The sequence below is a fragment of the Paucibacter sediminis genome (assembly GCF_030254645.1).
GTDB classification, from domain to species: Bacteria; Pseudomonadota; Gammaproteobacteria; order Burkholderiales; family Burkholderiaceae_C; genus Paucibacter_B; species Paucibacter_B sediminis.
Genome location: NZ_CP116346.1, coordinates 4,110,538 through 4,125,831 on the forward strand (window position 1 = coordinate 4,110,538; position 15,294 = coordinate 4,125,831).

General features: G+C 70.4%; 14 protein-coding genes. 4 read left to right on the forward strand and 10 right to left on the reverse strand.

All coding sequences use genetic code 11. The features are described 5' to 3' along the window. The first annotated feature begins 70 nt into the window (after nucleotides 1-70). On the forward strand, nucleotides 71-1,672 hold the full coding sequence (gene garD / locus PFX98_RS18970; RefSeq protein WP_285232048.1) for a galactarate dehydratase: 1,602 nt from the start codon (nucleotides 71-73) through the stop codon (nucleotides 1,670-1,672). A gap of 15 nt (nucleotides 1,673-1,687) precedes the next feature. On the opposite strand, the gene PFX98_RS18975 is transcribed toward garD, so the two are convergent. From PFX98_RS18975 to PFX98_RS18995, 5 genes are all read right to left on the reverse strand, one after another. Next, nucleotides 1,688-2,575: a DMT family transporter gene (locus PFX98_RS18975; RefSeq protein WP_285232049.1), complete on the reverse strand. Its 888-nt coding sequence runs from the start codon at nucleotides 2,573-2,575 to the stop codon at nucleotides 1,688-1,690. Next, on the reverse strand, nucleotides 2,572-4,101 hold the full coding sequence (locus PFX98_RS18980) for a DNA-3-methyladenine glycosylase 2 family protein (protein WP_285232050.1): 1,530 nt from the start codon (nucleotides 4,099-4,101) through the stop codon (nucleotides 2,572-2,574). The genes PFX98_RS18975 and PFX98_RS18980 overlap by 4 nt, the downstream gene beginning before the upstream one ends. Before the next feature lie 59 nt (nucleotides 4,102-4,160). Continuing rightward, on the reverse strand, nucleotides 4,161-4,901 hold the full coding sequence (locus PFX98_RS18985; protein WP_285232051.1) for a substrate-binding periplasmic protein: 741 nt from the start codon (nucleotides 4,899-4,901) through the stop codon (nucleotides 4,161-4,163). 103 nt (nucleotides 4,902-5,004) lie between these two features. After that, on the reverse strand, nucleotides 5,005-5,778 hold the full coding sequence (locus PFX98_RS18990; RefSeq protein ID WP_285232052.1) for a LytR/AlgR family response regulator transcription factor: 774 nt from the start codon (nucleotides 5,776-5,778) through the stop codon (nucleotides 5,005-5,007). An 11-nt stretch (nucleotides 5,779-5,789) separates the two neighbouring features. Next, complete coding sequence (locus PFX98_RS18995) at nucleotides 5,790-6,917, reverse strand: sensor histidine kinase (protein WP_285232053.1); 1,128 nt, start codon at nucleotides 6,915-6,917, stop codon at nucleotides 5,790-5,792. A 154-nt stretch (nucleotides 6,918-7,071) separates the two neighbouring features. Between PFX98_RS18995 and PFX98_RS19000 the strand changes: the two genes are divergently transcribed. From PFX98_RS19000 to PFX98_RS19010, 3 genes are all read left to right on the forward strand, one after another. Further along, a complete protein-coding gene (locus PFX98_RS19000) occupies nucleotides 7,072-8,469 on the forward strand; it encodes a phosphomannomutase/phosphoglucomutase (RefSeq protein ID WP_285232054.1) in 1,398 nt (465 codons plus the stop codon). Continuing rightward, on the forward strand, nucleotides 8,466-9,770 hold the full coding sequence (locus PFX98_RS19005) for a 3-deoxy-D-manno-octulosonic acid transferase (RefSeq protein ID WP_285232055.1): 1,305 nt from the start codon (nucleotides 8,466-8,468) through the stop codon (nucleotides 9,768-9,770). Before PFX98_RS19000 ends, PFX98_RS19005 begins: the two co-directional genes overlap by 4 nt. 186 nt (nucleotides 9,771-9,956) lie before the next feature. Beyond that, nucleotides 9,957-10,457 carry a DUF2938 family protein gene (locus PFX98_RS19010; protein ID WP_285232056.1) on the forward strand — a complete coding sequence of 167 codons (501 nt, stop codon included), beginning with the start codon at nucleotides 9,957-9,959 and terminating at the stop codon, nucleotides 10,455-10,457. Nucleotides 10,458-10,473: 16 nt separating this feature from the next. Here the strand turns inward: PFX98_RS19010 and PFX98_RS19015 are convergent, their stop codons facing one another. The 5 genes from PFX98_RS19015 to PFX98_RS19035 form a co-directional block, all read right to left on the reverse strand. Then, the gene (locus tag PFX98_RS19015; RefSeq protein ID WP_285232057.1) at nucleotides 10,474-11,658 is read right to left on the reverse strand and encodes a sigma-54-dependent Fis family transcriptional regulator; all 1,185 of its coding nucleotides are present in this window, start codon (nucleotides 11,656-11,658) and stop codon (nucleotides 10,474-10,476) included. Nucleotides 11,659-11,758: 100 nt separating this feature from the next. Further along, nucleotides 11,759-13,552 carry a pilus (MSHA type) biogenesis protein MshL gene (locus PFX98_RS19020; protein WP_285232058.1) on the reverse strand — a complete coding sequence of 598 codons (1,794 nt, stop codon included), beginning with the start codon at nucleotides 13,550-13,552 and terminating at the stop codon, nucleotides 11,759-11,761. Continuing rightward, entirely contained in the window at nucleotides 13,549-13,932 is a 384-nt protein-coding gene (locus PFX98_RS19025; protein ID WP_285232059.1) for a hypothetical protein, read from the reverse strand. Before PFX98_RS19025 ends, PFX98_RS19020 begins: the two co-directional genes overlap by 4 nt. Next, nucleotides 13,929-14,588, reverse strand: a complete 660-nt coding sequence (locus PFX98_RS19030; protein WP_285232060.1) for a hypothetical protein — start codon at nucleotides 14,586-14,588, stop codon at nucleotides 13,929-13,931. The genes PFX98_RS19025 and PFX98_RS19030 overlap by 4 nt, the downstream gene beginning before the upstream one ends. Then, entirely contained in the window at nucleotides 14,585-15,289 is a 705-nt protein-coding gene (locus PFX98_RS19035; protein WP_285232061.1) for a PilN domain-containing protein, read from the reverse strand. Before PFX98_RS19035 ends, PFX98_RS19030 begins: the two co-directional genes overlap by 4 nt. Nucleotides 15,290-15,294: the final 5 nt, after the last annotated feature.

Genomic DNA, 15,294 nt, shown 5'->3' on the forward strand with positions numbered 1-15,294 from the left:
AGTTGTACGACAACTAGACGACGTACAACAAGTGTTTTGTGCACTGTAGCAACATCTTCCGGGTTCCGACATGACCGAACAAACGCCTCCGCGGCCTCCGCGCCCGCCGCTGACGATACGCATGCACGCGGACGACAACGTCGCCATCGTCGCCAACGACGGCGGCTTGGCCGCAGGCACCGTGCTGCCCGACGGCGTGCCGGGGGCCGGATTGCAACTGCGAGACAAGCTGCCGCAGGGCCACAAGCTCGCCCTGCAGGACATCGCAGAGGGTGAGCCGGTGCTGCGCTACGGCGTCCCGATAGGCTATGCATTGAAAGACATACCCGCCGGCAGCTGGGTGCATGAGCGCCTGCTGCAGATGCCCTCGGCGCGCGCGCTTGAAGGCCTGCCGATGGCCACGGTCCGGCCTGCGGAACTGCCGCCGTTGCAGGGCCATACCTTCGAGGGCTATCGCAACGCCGACGGATCGGTGGGCACGCGCAACATCCTGGCCATCACCACCACGGTGCAATGCGTGGCCGGCGTGGTGGCGCAGGCGGTGGCGCGCATCAAGGCCGAGTTGCTACCGCTGTACCCCCATGTGGACGACGTGATCGGCCTGGAGCATGGCTATGGCTGCGGCGTGGCCATCGACGCGCCCGGCGCCGAGATCCCGATCCGCACGCTGCGCCATATCTCGCTCAACCCCAACTTCGGCGGCGAGCTGATGGTGGTGAGCCTGGGCTGCGAGAAGCTGCAGCCCGAGCGGCTGTTGCCGCCGGGCTCCTTCGCCATCACGGACGAGCGTGCGGCCGACGCGGGCCCCGAGACCATCTGCCTGCAGGCCGAGCACCATGTGGGCTTCATGTCCATGCTGGACGACATCCTGCAGAGCGCCCGCCCGCACCTGGAACGCCTGAACGCGCGCCGGCGCGAGACCCTGCCGGCCAGCGCCCTGGTGGTGGGCCTGCAATGCGGCGGCAGCGATGCCTTCTCGGGCGTCACCGCCAACCCGGCGCTGGGTTTCTGCGCCGACCTGCTGGTGCGCGCCGGCGCCACCGTGATGTTCAGCGAGAACACCGAGGTGCGCGATGCGGTGGAGCAGCTCACCAGCCGTGCCGCCACGCCCGCGGTGGCCGAGGCGATCGTGCGCGAGCTGGGCTGGTACGACCGCTATCTGGAGCGCGGCCGGGTCGACCGCGCCGCCAACACCACGCCGGGCAACAAGGCCGGCGGCCTCGCCAATATCGCCGAGAAGGCGATGGGCTCCATCGTCAAGAGCGGCAGCGCGGCGATCTCGCATGTGCTGGCGCCGGGCGAGAAGCTCAGGCCCGATCAGCGCGGCCTGGTCTATGCCGCCACGCCGGCCAGCGACTTCATTTGCGGCACTCTGCAACTGGCCGCCGGCATGAATCTGCATGTCTTCACCACCGGCCGCGGCACGCCTTACGGGCTGGCCGAATGCCCGGTCGTGAAGGTGGCCACGCGCAGCGATCTGGCGCGGCGCTGGCATGACCTGATGGATGTGAACGCCGGTCAGATCGCCGACGGCGAGGCCAGCATCGAGCAGGTTGGCTGGCAGCTGTTCGAGCTGTTGCTGGAGGTGGCCAGCGGGCGCAAGAAGACCTGGGCCGAGCATTGGAAGCTGCACAACGCGCTGGTGCTGTTCAACCCGGCGCCGGTGACTTGAGCTTGTGATGCCAACTCAGGCCGGCTTGGGTGCCGGCAGCGGCAGCCGCAGCAGGCCCACCGCCAGCGCCGTGCCCAGCAGCACGATGGCGCAGCCCGCGGCCATGTGCAGGGTGAAGGCCTCGGCCAGGAACAGATAGCCCCAGAGCACCGCGAACACCGGGATCAGAAAGGTCACCGCGATGGTGTTGGTGGGCCCCACCCGCTGCATCAGGCGGAAGTAGAGGATGTAGGCGATGCCCGAGCACAGCACCGCTAGCAGGGCCACGCTGGTCCAGGCCTGGGCGCTGGGCAGCTGGGCCGGCCATTGCCAGGCGGCCAGCGGCGCCAGCATGAAAGCGGCGCTGACCTGGCTGCCGGTGGCCACCGTGAGCGGGCTCACCTTGGCGAGATAACGCTTGGTGTAGTTGGCCGCGATGCCGTAGCAGAGCGTGGCCACCAGGCAGGCCAGGATGGCCCAGCCGCTGCCGCCGGGCTTGAAGCTGGCCTTGTCCCAGGCCAGGAAGACCACGCCGGCAAAGCCCAGCGCCAGGCCGCTCAGGCGGCTGGCGTTCAGGCCTTGCGAGAGCCAGATCCAGGCCACCAGGGCGCCCCACAGCGGCGTGGTGGCATTCAGGATGCTGGACAGGCCGGCGGTGATGGAGAGCGCCGCATAGGCATAGAGCGCAAAGGGGATGGCGCTGTTGAGTAGGCCCACCACCAGCAGCGGCTTCCATTCCCGCAGCAGCTCGCCCAGGCCCTGGCGCGCCGCCAGTATCGGCAGCAGGAACAGGCTGGCGCCGCCGACACGCAGCGCCGCCATCGCCAGCGGGCCGAACTCATGCGCGCCCAGGCGCATGAAGAGAAAGGAGGCGCCCCAGATGGCGGCCAGCAGGGCGAGTTCGCTCAGGTCTTTGGATTTCATTGTTTCTTTTCTTCTTTCTTGGCCGCATCGGCCAGCGCGGCGCGGCGCCAGAGCTGCAGCACGGCATAGCTGCGATAGGGCGCAAAGGCCGCGGCCGCTTGCTGCACCTCGCGCGGTTTCAGTGGCGCGTCCGGCGGGCTGAGCTGCTTGCGCAGCACCACGTCGGCCTCGGGAAACATATCGGGCCAGCTCCAGCCGCGCATCAGCATGTATTGCGCCGTCCAGGGGCCCAGGCCGGGCATCGCCTGCAGCTCGGCCAGGACCTCGGCCGGCGTGCCCAGGCCAGCAGCAAAGCGCGAGCCCGGCCAGGCGCGCGCCAGCGCGATCAGGGCCTCGGCACGGCGCCGGATGATGCCCAGCGCGGCAATCTCGTCCACCGCCGCAATGGCAATGCGCGCCGGGCTCGGGAACAGCCGGTGCACCGTGGCCGTTGCTTGCCCCTCGGGCAGGGCCTCGCCAAAGCGCTCGACAAAGCGGCTGGCCAGGGTGCGCGCCGCCGCCACCGTGACCTGCTGGCCCAGCACCGCGCGCACCGCCAGCTCGTAGCGGTCGACGCAGCCGGGCAGGCGCATGCCGGGTTCCGCCTGTGCCAGCGCGCCGAGGCAGCCATCGATGGTGGCGGGCTCGGCATCCAGGTCCAGCCAGCGGCGCAGGCTGGGCATCAGGCTGGCCACCGCCGGCCAGACGGCCGAGCAGGGCAGCAGCCAGACGCGCGGCAGCTGGGCATCGAATTGCAGCTCCACCCGCCCCGCCAGCCATTCGCCCTGGTGGCGCACGCGCAGGCTGCGGCTGATGCGACGTTCGGCCAGATCCACCTCCTCGATGCCGGGAATGGCGCGCGCCGCCAGGAACTGCAGCAGCGCGTCGACCGCGAAGGGCGGGCGGTAGTTCAGTGCCAGCCTGGGTTCACCGCAGGCGCTCAGGTTCAGGCTCTGGCCGCGCCGCAGCGCCGAGGGCTGTAGCCGGTATTGCTCGGCAAAGGCGGCGTTGAAACGCCGCAGGCTGCCAAAGCCGGCATGGTGGGCCACCTCCGCGATGGGCATGCGGGTGTCGCTGAGCAGCTGCTTGGCCAGCAGCAGGCGGCGCGTCTGCAGGTATTGCAGCGGCGTCACGCCATGCTCGGCCAGAAAGATGCGGCGCAGGTGGCGGCTCGTGATGCCCAGATGCGCGGCCAGTTGCTCCATTGAGCCGGCGCCATCCTCGGCCCACTCGGCCTGGTCCAGCCAGGCGGCGGCCTGCTGGGCCAGGGTGCGCGAGGCATCCATCACCGACCAGGCCGGCCGGCCCGCACGCGGCGCCAGCTCGGGCCGGCATTTCAGGCAGGGGCGAAAGCGTGCCGCCTCGGCCAGCGCGGCGCTGCCGAAGAAGCGGCAGTTCTCGGCCTTGGGCGTGCGCACCCGGCAGATCGGCCGGCAGTAGACACCGGTGGAGGTGACGCCCACGAACCAGCGCCCGTCAAAGCGCGCATCGCGCGCCAGCAGGGCGGGGTAGCAGAGTTCGGCGCTGAGGTCCGGGCTGGTTGACATGGCCGCATGATAGGGGCGCGGCCGGCGCACTACTGGCCGGATCCGGACATGTGGCTGGCTTACTTGAAATAGCGCTGCTGCAGCCGCGCCACGCTGCCGTCCGCCACCAGCTGCTGATAGGCCTGCAGCCAGCGTTCGGCCTCGCCCTCGGCCAGGCGCAGCGAGGTGCCCATATAGAGATCGGCCTCGCCCAGGCTGGTGTGGGTCTTGAATTCGCCGCGCGGGTAACCGTATTGCTCGATGGCGGCCTGCAGCATCGGCGCGCCGGCGTAGATGGCCGTCAGCATGTCGCTGCGCAGCATGCGCAGGAGGTCCTTGTAGTCCTTGGCCTCGGTGACGCTGGTGAACTTCTCGGCCTGCAGGTTCTTGATGATGGGCGAGCCGCGCAGCACGCCGATGCGGGCGTGGCGCAACTGCTCGAGGCTCAGGTTGGGCTCGCCGGCACGGCCGACGAAGCTGTAGCGCACATGCATCAGCAGGATCAGCCAGCGGAACTTGGCTTCGCGGTCGGGCGTGCGCGCCAGCGGGAAGACGCCGAGGTTCTCTCCCTCCTCGGTCATGCGCACCGCGCGCGCCCAGGGATAGAAGTCCACCGTGTCGCTGCGCCCCAGGCGCTGCGACATCAGCAGCGCCAATTCATAGGCATAGCCCTCGGGGCCCTGGCTGCCCTGCCAGACGAAGGGGGGCAGATCGCCCGCCACCCAGCGCAATTGGCCCGGTGGGCCGGGCGGGCTGGCCACAGCAGCGGCGGCACACAGCAGGCCAAACAAAAGACCAAGCAGCTGACGACGCAAGCTCATGGACATCGATGTGGAAGGCCTGTGCCGGCCGCTGACTCCCCGCTCCGTATCGACTCTAGCACCGCGCCGCGCCCGATGGCTCCCCACGGGCATGGGGGCCGCGCTACATGGACTTGAACAGATGCACGTAGGCGCGGCTGACCGGCAGCTCGCGCGGCAGGGCGCGGAAGCGCACATAGAGCCGGCTCAGCTCGTCGCGCCGGGTGCCGGCCAGATGGGCCAGATTGATGATGGTGGAGCGGTGCACCTGCCAGAAGCTCTGCGGGTCCAGCTGCGCCACCAGCTCGGTGATGGGCGTGCGTATCAGGTACTCGGCCGTGGCCGTCTGCACGCAGGTGTATTTCTCGTCGGCGTGGAAGTAGACCACCTCGTCCACCGCGATCTGGTGCATGAGCTCGCCCTGGCTGGCGCGGATGTAGCGCAGCGTCTGCCCCGTTGCCTGCGCGCCCAGCAGCTGCTGCAGGGTGCGGGCCAGCCTGGCGTCGGGCTCGGCATCACCCTCGGCCGCGCCGGCGAGGCTGAGCCTCACGCGCGCCAGCGCCTTGGCCAGGCGCTCGGTCTTCACCGGCTTCAGCACATAGTCCAGCGCGGCATGCTCGAAGGCCTCGAGCGCGTATTCGTCATAGGCGGTGACGAAGACCACGCGCGTCTCGCCCTCGATGCCCTGTGCCACTTCGAGGCCGCTGAGGCCGGGCATCTGGATGTCCAGAAAGGCCAGGTCGGGCCGCAATGCGGCGATCTGGGCGGCCGCCTCGTTGCCGTTCCTGGCCATCGCCACGATGGTGAGCTCGGGCCACAGCTGGGCCAGTTGCTCCTTCAGGTACTGGGCCAGGTGCGGCTCGTCGTCGGCGATCAGGGCGGTGACGGCAGATGGCATGGTGTGCTCGTTCAGTTGGTTTCGTAGGGAATTTCGAGCAGGGCCTGGGTGCCGGGCTCGGCGGCTTGCAGCTGCAGACTGGCGCGCTCGCCGTAGCGGCTTTGCAGGCGGGCGCGGATGTTGGCGAGCGCCATGCCGTGGCCGCGTCGGCCGCTGCGCCGCGGGGCGTCCAGCCCCAGGCCATCGTCCCGCACCGTCAGGCGCAGCTGGCCCTGCTCGACGCTGGCCTCGATCACGATGTGGCCGCCCTCCAGCTTGGGCTCCAGGCCATGGTGGATGGCGTTCTCGATCAGCGGCTGCAGCAGCAGCGGCGGCAGGCGCGCGCCACGCGCCGCCTCGCTGGCCTCGATGCGGAAGGCGAGCCGATCGGCCATGCGGGCCTGCATCAGGCTCAGATAGCTCTGCGCCATGTCCAGCTCCTGGGCCAGGCTGCAGCTGTCGCTGCGCAGTTGCTGCAGGCTGGCGCGCAGATAGTCGGTGAAGGCCTCCAGCATGCGCTTGGCGAGCGGCGCGTCCACGTCGATCAGGCTCTGCACATTCGCCAGCGTGTTGAAGAGAAAGTGCGGCTCGATCTGGGCCTGCAGCAGGCGCAGCTGCGCCTCGCTGGCCTTGAGCCGCTGTTGCTGCCGCTGCCAGCGCCACTGGCTGTTCAGGTGCACCAGCACCGAGATGACGATGGAGGTGACGATGAACTGCGGGATGGAGAAGTTCTGCAGCGTGAAGATGCGCCAGGCATCGATCTGCAGCGCCCAGCTCATCACCCACAGCGAGATGGCAAAGCCGAGGGCGACGCAGAACATGCTGTAGAACATGTAGAACAGCGCCGCGCGCCAATCACGCGCGCCGCCCAGGCGCTGCAAGGTGGCGCGCGGCAGCGCCGCTTGCAGGCCACGCCGTACCAGCTGGAAGGTGTAGCTGACGCACAGCATGGTGATCACATTGGCGGGCAGGGTGTAGCTCCACCAATGCGCCGCGCCGAGCTGCTCGCCCAGCCAGCCCGCCAGCACGCCGATCGCCGCGCCCAGCACCAGGCCCGCGCCGGTGCTGATGAGCAGCAGGAACCAGAGCGGCGTGCGGCTCTCGGTCTGCAGGCGCCAATGCTCGCTCCAGGCCTGCTTGAAGGGTGAGCTTGTATCCATGGGCGGCGAGTGTAGACAGGCCGGCCTCCGCCGGCGCCCTTGCGCGACGAAACGCCAGCGCGGCCGACGACCGGCGAGTTACGGCGCTGCAACAAGGGCCATGCCTACAATCCGCCCAAATCCAATTCGCCAAGCAAGGCAAGACAGGACATTCATGCAAGTCAATGCATCCATCTTCAAGGCCTATGACATCCGCGGCGTGGTCGGCACGAGCCTGAACGAAGAACTGGCCGAGCACCTGGGCCGCGCCTTCGGCACCGAGGCCCGCAAGCTCGGCGAGAAGGCCGTGGCGGTCGGCCGCGACGGCCGCATCTCGGGCCCCGCCCTGGTCGCCGCGCTGATCCGCGGCCTGCGCTCGACCGGCCTCGACGTCGTCGACATCGGCGCCGTCACCACGCCGATGCTGTACTACGTGGCGGCCACGCGCATCCAGCATGGCTGCAACTCCGGCATCATGGTCACGGGCAGCCACAACCCCAAGGACTACAACGGCTTCAAGATGGTGCTGAAGGGCGCGGCCGTCTACGGCGAGCAGATCCAGGGCCTGCGCCAGCGCATCGAGGCGGAGGACTATGCGAAGGGCAAGGGCCGCGTGGCGCAGATGGACGTGGGCGCCGAGTACGCGCACCGCATCGTCAGCGACTGCAAGCTGGCGCGCCCGATGAAGATCGTCGTCGACAGCGGCAACGGCATCCCCGGCGCCAGCGCCCCGGCGATCCTGCGCGCGCTCGGCTGCGAGGTGATCGACATCTATTCCAGGGTCGATGGCGATTTCCCCAACCACCATCCCGATCCCTCGCGCCCCGAGAACCTGGAAGACCTGAAGCGCATCGTGCATGCCTGCGATGCCGAGCTGGGCCTGGCCTTCGACGGCGATGGCGACCGCCTTGGCATCGTCACCAAGGACGGCACGATGATCATGCCGGACCGCCAGATCATGCTGCTGGCGGCCGACATCCTGAAGCGCAAGCCCGGCGCCGAGATCATCTTCGACGTCAAGTGCACCCAGCGCCTGGGCCCCTGGATCCGCGAGCATGGCGGCCGCCCGCTGATGTGGATGACCGGCCATTCGCTGGCCAAGGCCAAGCTGAAGGAAACCGGCGCGCCGCTGGCCGGCGAGCTCTCGGGCCACATCTTCTTCGCCGAGCGCTGGTATGGCTTCGACGATGCCATGTACACGGCCGGCCGCATGCTGGAGATCCTCTCGCGCGCGGCCGACCCCAGCGCGGTGCTGAACGGCCTGCCCAACAGCTTCAACACGCCCGAGATCAACGTGCCCTGCGCCGAGGGCGAGCACCACGAGGTGGTGGCCAAGCTGAAGGCCTTGACCACGCTGGCCGACTTCCCCGGCGCCAAGGAGCTGGTCACCATCGACGGCCTGCGCATCGAGTACGAAGACGGCTTCGGCCTGATCCGCCCCAGCAACACCACGCCGGTGCTGGTGCTGCGCTTCGAGGGCCACACCCAGGCCGCGCTCGAGCGCATCCAGCACGATGTGCTGGCCCAGCTCAAGCGCGTCAAGCCCGACGCCACCTTCGCGGCCGGCCATTGACGCAAGAGCGCCTCGCCGAGCGCCTGGCCCGCTGGGTCTACGGCACCCTGCTGCGCCTGCTCACGCCCTACTACCTGCTGCGCCTGTGGCGGCGCGGCGGGGCCGAGCCGCTCTACCGCGCGCATTGGGGTGAGCGCCTGGCGCTCGCCGGCCCCACGGCGGCGCCCGGTGCGATCTGGGTGCATGCGGTCTCGCTGGGTGAGACGCGTGCCGCGGCCGCCCTCGTCGACGCCCTGCGCGAACAGCGCCCCGGCATGCGGCTGCTGCTCACGCATGGCACGGCCACCGGTCGCGAGGCCGGCCAGGCCCTGCTGCGCGCGGGCGACATCCAGGTCTGGCTGCCCTACGACACGCCCGGCGCGGTGCGGCGCTTCATGCAGCGCCATAACCCGGCCATCGGCCTGCTGATGGAGACCGAGATCTGGCCGAATCTGCTGCATGCCGCGCGCCGGGCCGGCGTGCCCATGGTGTCGGCGAATGCGCGCCTGTCGGCCAAGAGCGCGCGCCAGGGCGAGCGGTTCCGGCTGCTGCTGGCGCCGGCGGTGCGCGGCCTGGCGCTGGCGCTGGCGCAGACCGAGGCCGATGCCCAGCGCCTGCGCGCGGGCGGCGTGCCGCAGGTGGCGGTGATGGGCAATCTGAAGTACGACCTGCAGCCCGATGCCGCGCTGCTGGCGCGCGGCCGTGCCTGGCGCGCCGCCCTGGGCGCACGCCAGGTCTTGCTGTTCGCGGTCTCGCGCGAGGGCGAGGAGGCGATGCTGCTGCAGGCCTGGGCGCAGGTGCCGGCCGCCGGCCGCCCGCTGCTCCTGATCGTGCCGCGCCATCCGCAGCGCTTTGACGAGGTGGCGGCGCTCATGGTCGCGCAAGGCCTGAGCCTGGCGCGCCGAAGCCAATGGCTGGAAAACGGGCAAGACCTGCCCCCCGACGCCGCACTGGCTGCCGACGCCTGGCTGGGCGACAGCATGCGCGAGATGGCGCTCTATTACGGCCTGGCTGACGTTGCCCTGCTGGGCGGCAGCTTTGCCCCGCTGGGTGGCCAGAACCTGATCGAGGCGGCCGCCTGTGCCTGCCCGGTGGTGATGGGGCCGCATACCTTCAACTTCGCCGAGGCGGCGGAGCTGGCGCTGGCCGCCGGCGCGGCGCAGCGCGTGGCCGACATGTCGCAAGGCCTCGCCGCCGCCCTGGCCCTGCTGGCCGAACCCGGCGCGCTGGCGCGGGCCGGCGAGCAGGCCGAGCGCTTTGCGGCCCAGCATCGCGGCGCGGCGCGCCGCATGGCCGAGGCGGTTGAGGCGCTGTTGCGCTGAGCGCTCAGCGGCATGGCCGGCACGCGCACGGCTCGGCCGCCGCCAGCCGCCACCGCACCGGGCCAACACCATTCGGTCGAGCGCCGCCCCCACTGCGGCACGGCATGCCACGGCTCGTCTCAGAGCGCTGGCCCGGCGCTGCCGGCGCGCCGACAGTGCGGCCATCGAAGCAATCGGACGCAGCAAATGGAATTACTTGTCCTGGCCTATCTCGGCGGCATCGTGGGCGCCGCGCTCATGGACATGACCGAAACCGTTGCGGCCGGCTTCGGCATCCGCAGCGGTGTGAACGCCGCGCTGCTGGGGCGCTGGGCCGGCGGTCTGCCACATGGGCGGCTGAGGCACGCCGACATCCTCAAAGTACCGGCCCGGCCGGGTGAGGCCAGGCTGGGCTGGGCCTTCCATTTCCTGCTGGGCGGCGGCGGCGTGGCACTTGCGTATCCCGCCTTCTTCCAGCTCATGGGGGCGTTGCTGCCGGCCAATCACCTGCTGGCGGGCGTGCTCTTCAGCTTGACGACGTCTGTGCTGCCCTGGTTCGTGCTGCTGCCCTGTTTCGGTTGGGGCCTGTTCGGACGGCGCGGGCCACGTGGCACGAACGCCTTGCTGGCCGCCACGCTGTCGCACATGCCCTATGGACTTGGCGTTGGCGCGGTGATCGCAGCGGGCGCGCTGCCGCTGGCGAGCTGAGCGCGCAGCGGCCGATTCAGCGCTCGCGCAGCTTGCGGTACAGCGTGCTGCGCCCGATGCCCAGCTGGCGCGCCGCCAGCGACAGATTGCCCGCCGCCGCCAGCACGGCGGCCTGGATGGCCTGCGCCTCGGCCTCGCGCAGGCTGTGCGACACCGCGCCGGGCGCTGCGGGGGGCTCGGTGGCCTCGGAACTCTGGTAGGGCGCCGAGGCCGGTGCCAAGTCTTGCCTGAAGGCCTCGTGCGTGGTGGCGCGCTGTTGCGCAAGGCCGGCCTGCGGCAGGCAGAGCTTGAGCAGCATCTCGCCGCGCTGCGGCAGTTGCACGCGCAGGTATTCCTCGCCGGAGCGCCGGCCGGCCTCGGCCAGCGCACCCAGCCCGCAGCCCAGCAGCGAGCCGAGGCTCTCGCGCCGCAGTGCCGCGGGCGTGAAGGCCAGCAGCTCCATCGCGGGCCGGTTGGCGCCCAGGATGCGGCCGTCCTCGTCCAGCGCCAGCACCGCCTCACGCAGCGTGCCCAGGGCTTGCGGCTGGGCATGGAAGTGCAGGCGGATGCTATGGCGGAAGCGGTCGACAAACCATTGCGCCTCGATCATGCGCGCCGACATGCCGGCCAGGGCCAGCGTGTGCGGATGGTAGGAGCGGCGGTCGCCGGAGACGTCGATCACGCCCAGCAGGCCGCCGCGATGGTCGAAGATCGGCGCCGCCGAGCAGGTCAGGAACTGCATCGCCTTGAGGTAATGCTCCTGCCCATGCACCAGGGTCGGCGCCTCGGTCATCAGCGCCGTGCCCACCGCATTGGTGCCCTTGTCGGCCTCGGCCCAGAGCGCGCCGGGCGCCAGCGCGACCTGCTGGGCGCGGCCCAGAAAGCCCGGGTCGCCCAGGGCATGCAGGATGGTGCCGCTGGCGTCGGTCAGCAGCACCATGCTCTGCGCATGCATGAGCTGCTCGTAAAGCATGTCCATCACCGGCAGGGCCTGGGCGCACAGGCGCGCATTGCGCGCCTGCAGCTCGCGCAGTGGCTCGGGCGCCAGGCGGCTGAGGTCGGGGCTGCCCGTGCTCACCAGGCCGAAGGCGCGGCAGCGCTCGTGCGAACTGGCGATCGTCTGGGCGTGCAGGCCCGGGCTCAGGCCGGCCAGGCCCGGCCCACCCAGCAGATGCGGGGCAAGCTGGCCGGGGCCGGAGGATGGGGCATAGGGTGCAACCAAGAGGCCTCCCGCAAGAGCTGGATCGTCAGTGCATGAGCCGTTGACTATCCATCAGCGCGGCGGGCCTGGCAAGGCGGGACTGCCCGCCGCTGTCACCGATTTACGGTTGCTTGCCGGCCGTAGTGGGTGACGTGCTTGGCGTGCCGTTCACGGTGATGACGCGGCGGCGGCCGGCCTCCATCTCGTCCAGGCGCTGGTTGAGCGCCTGGTTGGCCTGCTCCCAGTCGTCCTGGCTGCGGATGATGGTGGGCTTGATCAGCACCACCAGCTCGCGCTTGCGGCCGACGCTGGCGCGATTGCCGAACAGGGCCGCGGTGAGGGCGTTCTCGCCGCTGCCGGGCAGGCCCGAGCCGCGCCGCGAGGACTCCATCTGCATCAGCCCGCCGATTGCGACGATGGCGCCATCGGGGATGCGCACCATGGTGTCGGTCTCGTTGACGCTGCTGGAGGCGAGCGGCAGGCGGTAGTTGCCCACCGCACCCAGGTCCACCTGCTTGACCTTCTCGGTCACCGAGGTCACCGAGGGGTGGATGTGCAGGGTGATCATGTTGGCGTCGTCGATCTGCGGCGTCACGTCCAGCGCAATGCCCGAGAAGAACGGCGTCAGCGTCAGCGTCGGCATGCTGATGCCGGTGTTGTTGTTGCTGGTGTTGTTATTGTTGTTGCTGTTGCCGCCCGAGATGCCGGTGACGAAATAGTCGTCGGCGCCGACCTTGAGCACCGCCTTCTGGTTGTTGAGCGTCGCCACGCGCGGGCTGGAGAGGATCTGCAGATCGCCGTAGTTCTCCAGAAAGCTCAGCAGGCCCTGGAAGCCGCCCTTGGCCAGTGCCAGGCCGAAGGCGCCGCCACCCGGCGAGGGCAGGGGAATCAGGTCGGGCCAGCCGGAGGCATTGGTGGTGGTGGAGAGCACCGGCAGGCCGCGGCTGTTGCTGACCAGCGGGTTGATGATGGTGTTGACGCCGCTGGGCAGCGAGGGGCTCACGCCGGTCTGGCCGATGGCGCCGTTCTTGCCGAGGTAGGACCAGTCGATGCCGCTCTGGAAGCCCTCGCGCAGCTCCACCTCCACCAGCTTGGCCTCCAGCATCACCTGGCGCTCCACCGCCAGCTTGGTGGCGCGCAGAAAGCTCTCCACATGGCGCAACTCATCCGGCATGGCGCGCACCGCGATCGTGCCGGCCTGCGGGCTGACGATGACATTGCGGCCGGCCTCATTGCCCACCAGGGCGCGCAGGCCCGCGCCCAGCTCGGCCCAGAAGTCGCTTTTGGTGCTGGTGGAGACCTGCGAGCTCTCGGGCGCGGCCACCGCCGTGCCGGGCGTGGCCGGGCTGCCGGTGCTGCCGCCGGCGCCCGTGCCATTGCCGGGCGGAGTGGGCGCCGAGCCCGAGCTGACGCGCAGCTCGCTGCGGCCGACGCGCTGGCCGGGCAGGTAGTTGACGCTGAACACGCGCGTCTGCATGGTGGGCGGGTAGACGGTGACGCGGCGGCCATCGATCTTGAAGTCGTAGCCGTAGACGTCTCGGATCGCCTCCAGCGCCTCGCGCAGGGTCACGCCCTTGAGTGTCACCGAGAGCTGACCGGCGACGCCCGGGTGCACCATCATGCTGTAGCGCGTGTCGGCCACCAGCGAGAGAAACACGTCGCGCACCTGGGCGCCGTTGACCACCAGGTCAAAGCGCGGCTCGGCCGGCAGCTCGGCGCGCGGCGCTGCCTCGGGCAGGGCTGGTGGCGTGGCTGCCGACGCGGCCGACGCGGCTGCCACCGGCTTGCGCGCCGCCTGCTGTTGCAGTTCGGTCTGCAGATCGCTGCTGGGCTGGCTCAAACGCAGGGGCTTGTCGGCGCAGGCGCCCAGCAGCAGACTCAGCGCGAGTGGAAGCAGACGGCCTGAACAACTCATGATTTCTCCGATGCATTCTTCTTGTGGGGACGGCCGGTGGCGGTCGAGCGCTTTAGCTCCACACCCGGATAGAGCGGCAGGCGGCGTTTCACGCCGGCCTCGCTGAGCGTCACGGCGTGCTCGTCGATGGACAGGATGCGGGCCTCGCCCCAGCGCTCGCCGACGCCGAGGCGGCGGCCCTGTACCACCAGATAGGGGCGGCCATCGACGATCAGGATATGTTGCGGCTGCTGGGCCTCGGCCTCGGGTGCCGAGGCCGCGCTGGCGGCCGCCGCGCGCAGGCTGGCGGGGGCCTGCAGCGGGTCGCGCAACTCGCCCTGGGCCAGAGCGGGCAGGGCGCAGCCCAACAAGGCAAGGGTGGCGATGGCGCGGCGCATCATGGCTGCGGGCTCGCCAGCACGACTTGCAGCTGCAGCACCGCCTTGGCCGCGCCTTCGCCCTGCGCCGCCAGGCGCAGCTCGCCCCAGCGCAGGCCGGGCAGTTCGGCTTGCAGTTCGTTCATGTACTTCATCAGGTCCAGATAGTCGCCCTGCACGCGCAATTCCACGGCCTGCAGGCGCCAGGCGCCCGGCGGCGCGGGCAGGCCGGGCGGGCGCTCGTCCAGGGTCTGCAAGCGCAGCAGGCGCAGCTGGGGATGGGTTTGCAGCAAGGTGCCCAGCACGTCGGCCAGCGCCGTGCCCGCATGGCTCGCCTTGCCGGCGCCCGCGGCATGCAGGGCCTGGCGCAGCGCGAGCTGGCGCGCGCGCTCAGACTCCAGCTCGGCCCGCAGCCGGGCCTGCGGGCCGTTGGGGCCCTGCTGCTGGCCGGCCAGCAGGAATTGCTGGCGCAGCGTCTGCAGCTCGGTCTCGACCTTGCGCAGCCCACCGAGCTGCAGCCTCTGCTCCTGGCTCAACGGCGCCACCAGCAGGCTGTCCAGCAGGCCCAGCAGCAGCACCGCCAAGGTCAGGAACATGAACAAGCGTTCGCGCACCGAGAGCGCGTCGATGCGTGCCGACTGCTGGGTCCAGGCGTTTTGCAAACGGGCGCGCAAGCTCATGGCTGCCTCCCGCTGGCGGCCGAGGTGACGGGGGAGGCGGCCGAGGCCGCCGGCATGGCGCTGACGACGCGGAAGGCCCACACCGCCTGGCCGGTGGCTTCGGCCATACCGACGGGGGCCGCCTCATCGCCGAAGCGCAGCGCACCGCTGCCGCCGCCGGCCTGGCGCTCGACGCGCACCGCCGCGAGCTGCTGGCCCTGCAGCAGCGGATGTGCGGACAGGCGCGCCAGCCAGGGCTGCAGGCTGGCGGGTGCCAGCGTGCGGCCCTCGAGTTGCAGGCGCTCGCCGTTCCAGCGCAGCTCCTGCAGCCAGACCGTGGCCGGCGTGGTCTGGGCCAGCATGCGCAGCAGGTCCGCATGGCTGCGGCCGGCCTGGGGCAGGCCGCTCTGCCAATCGCTGAGGGCCTGTGCCTGCCTGGCGTTGTCTTCCTTCAACTGGGCGAGCTGCTGGCGCAGCGCGGTGCCGTCGCCGCCACCCGGCAGGGCGGCCATGGCCTGTTGCAGCGCCTGGCGCTCGTTGCGCGCCTGCAGATGGGCCTCGGCCAGCGCGGCGCTGGTCTGCTTGGACTGCCAGATCAGGGTGACGCTGATGAGCAGGCCGCCGCCCAGCAGCAGCAGCAGACCCTGCAGCATGGCCACGGCCGAGAACAGCCGCCGCGGCGCCAGCAGGATGGGGGTGAGGAGATTGATTTGCTGTGCCATCTTGT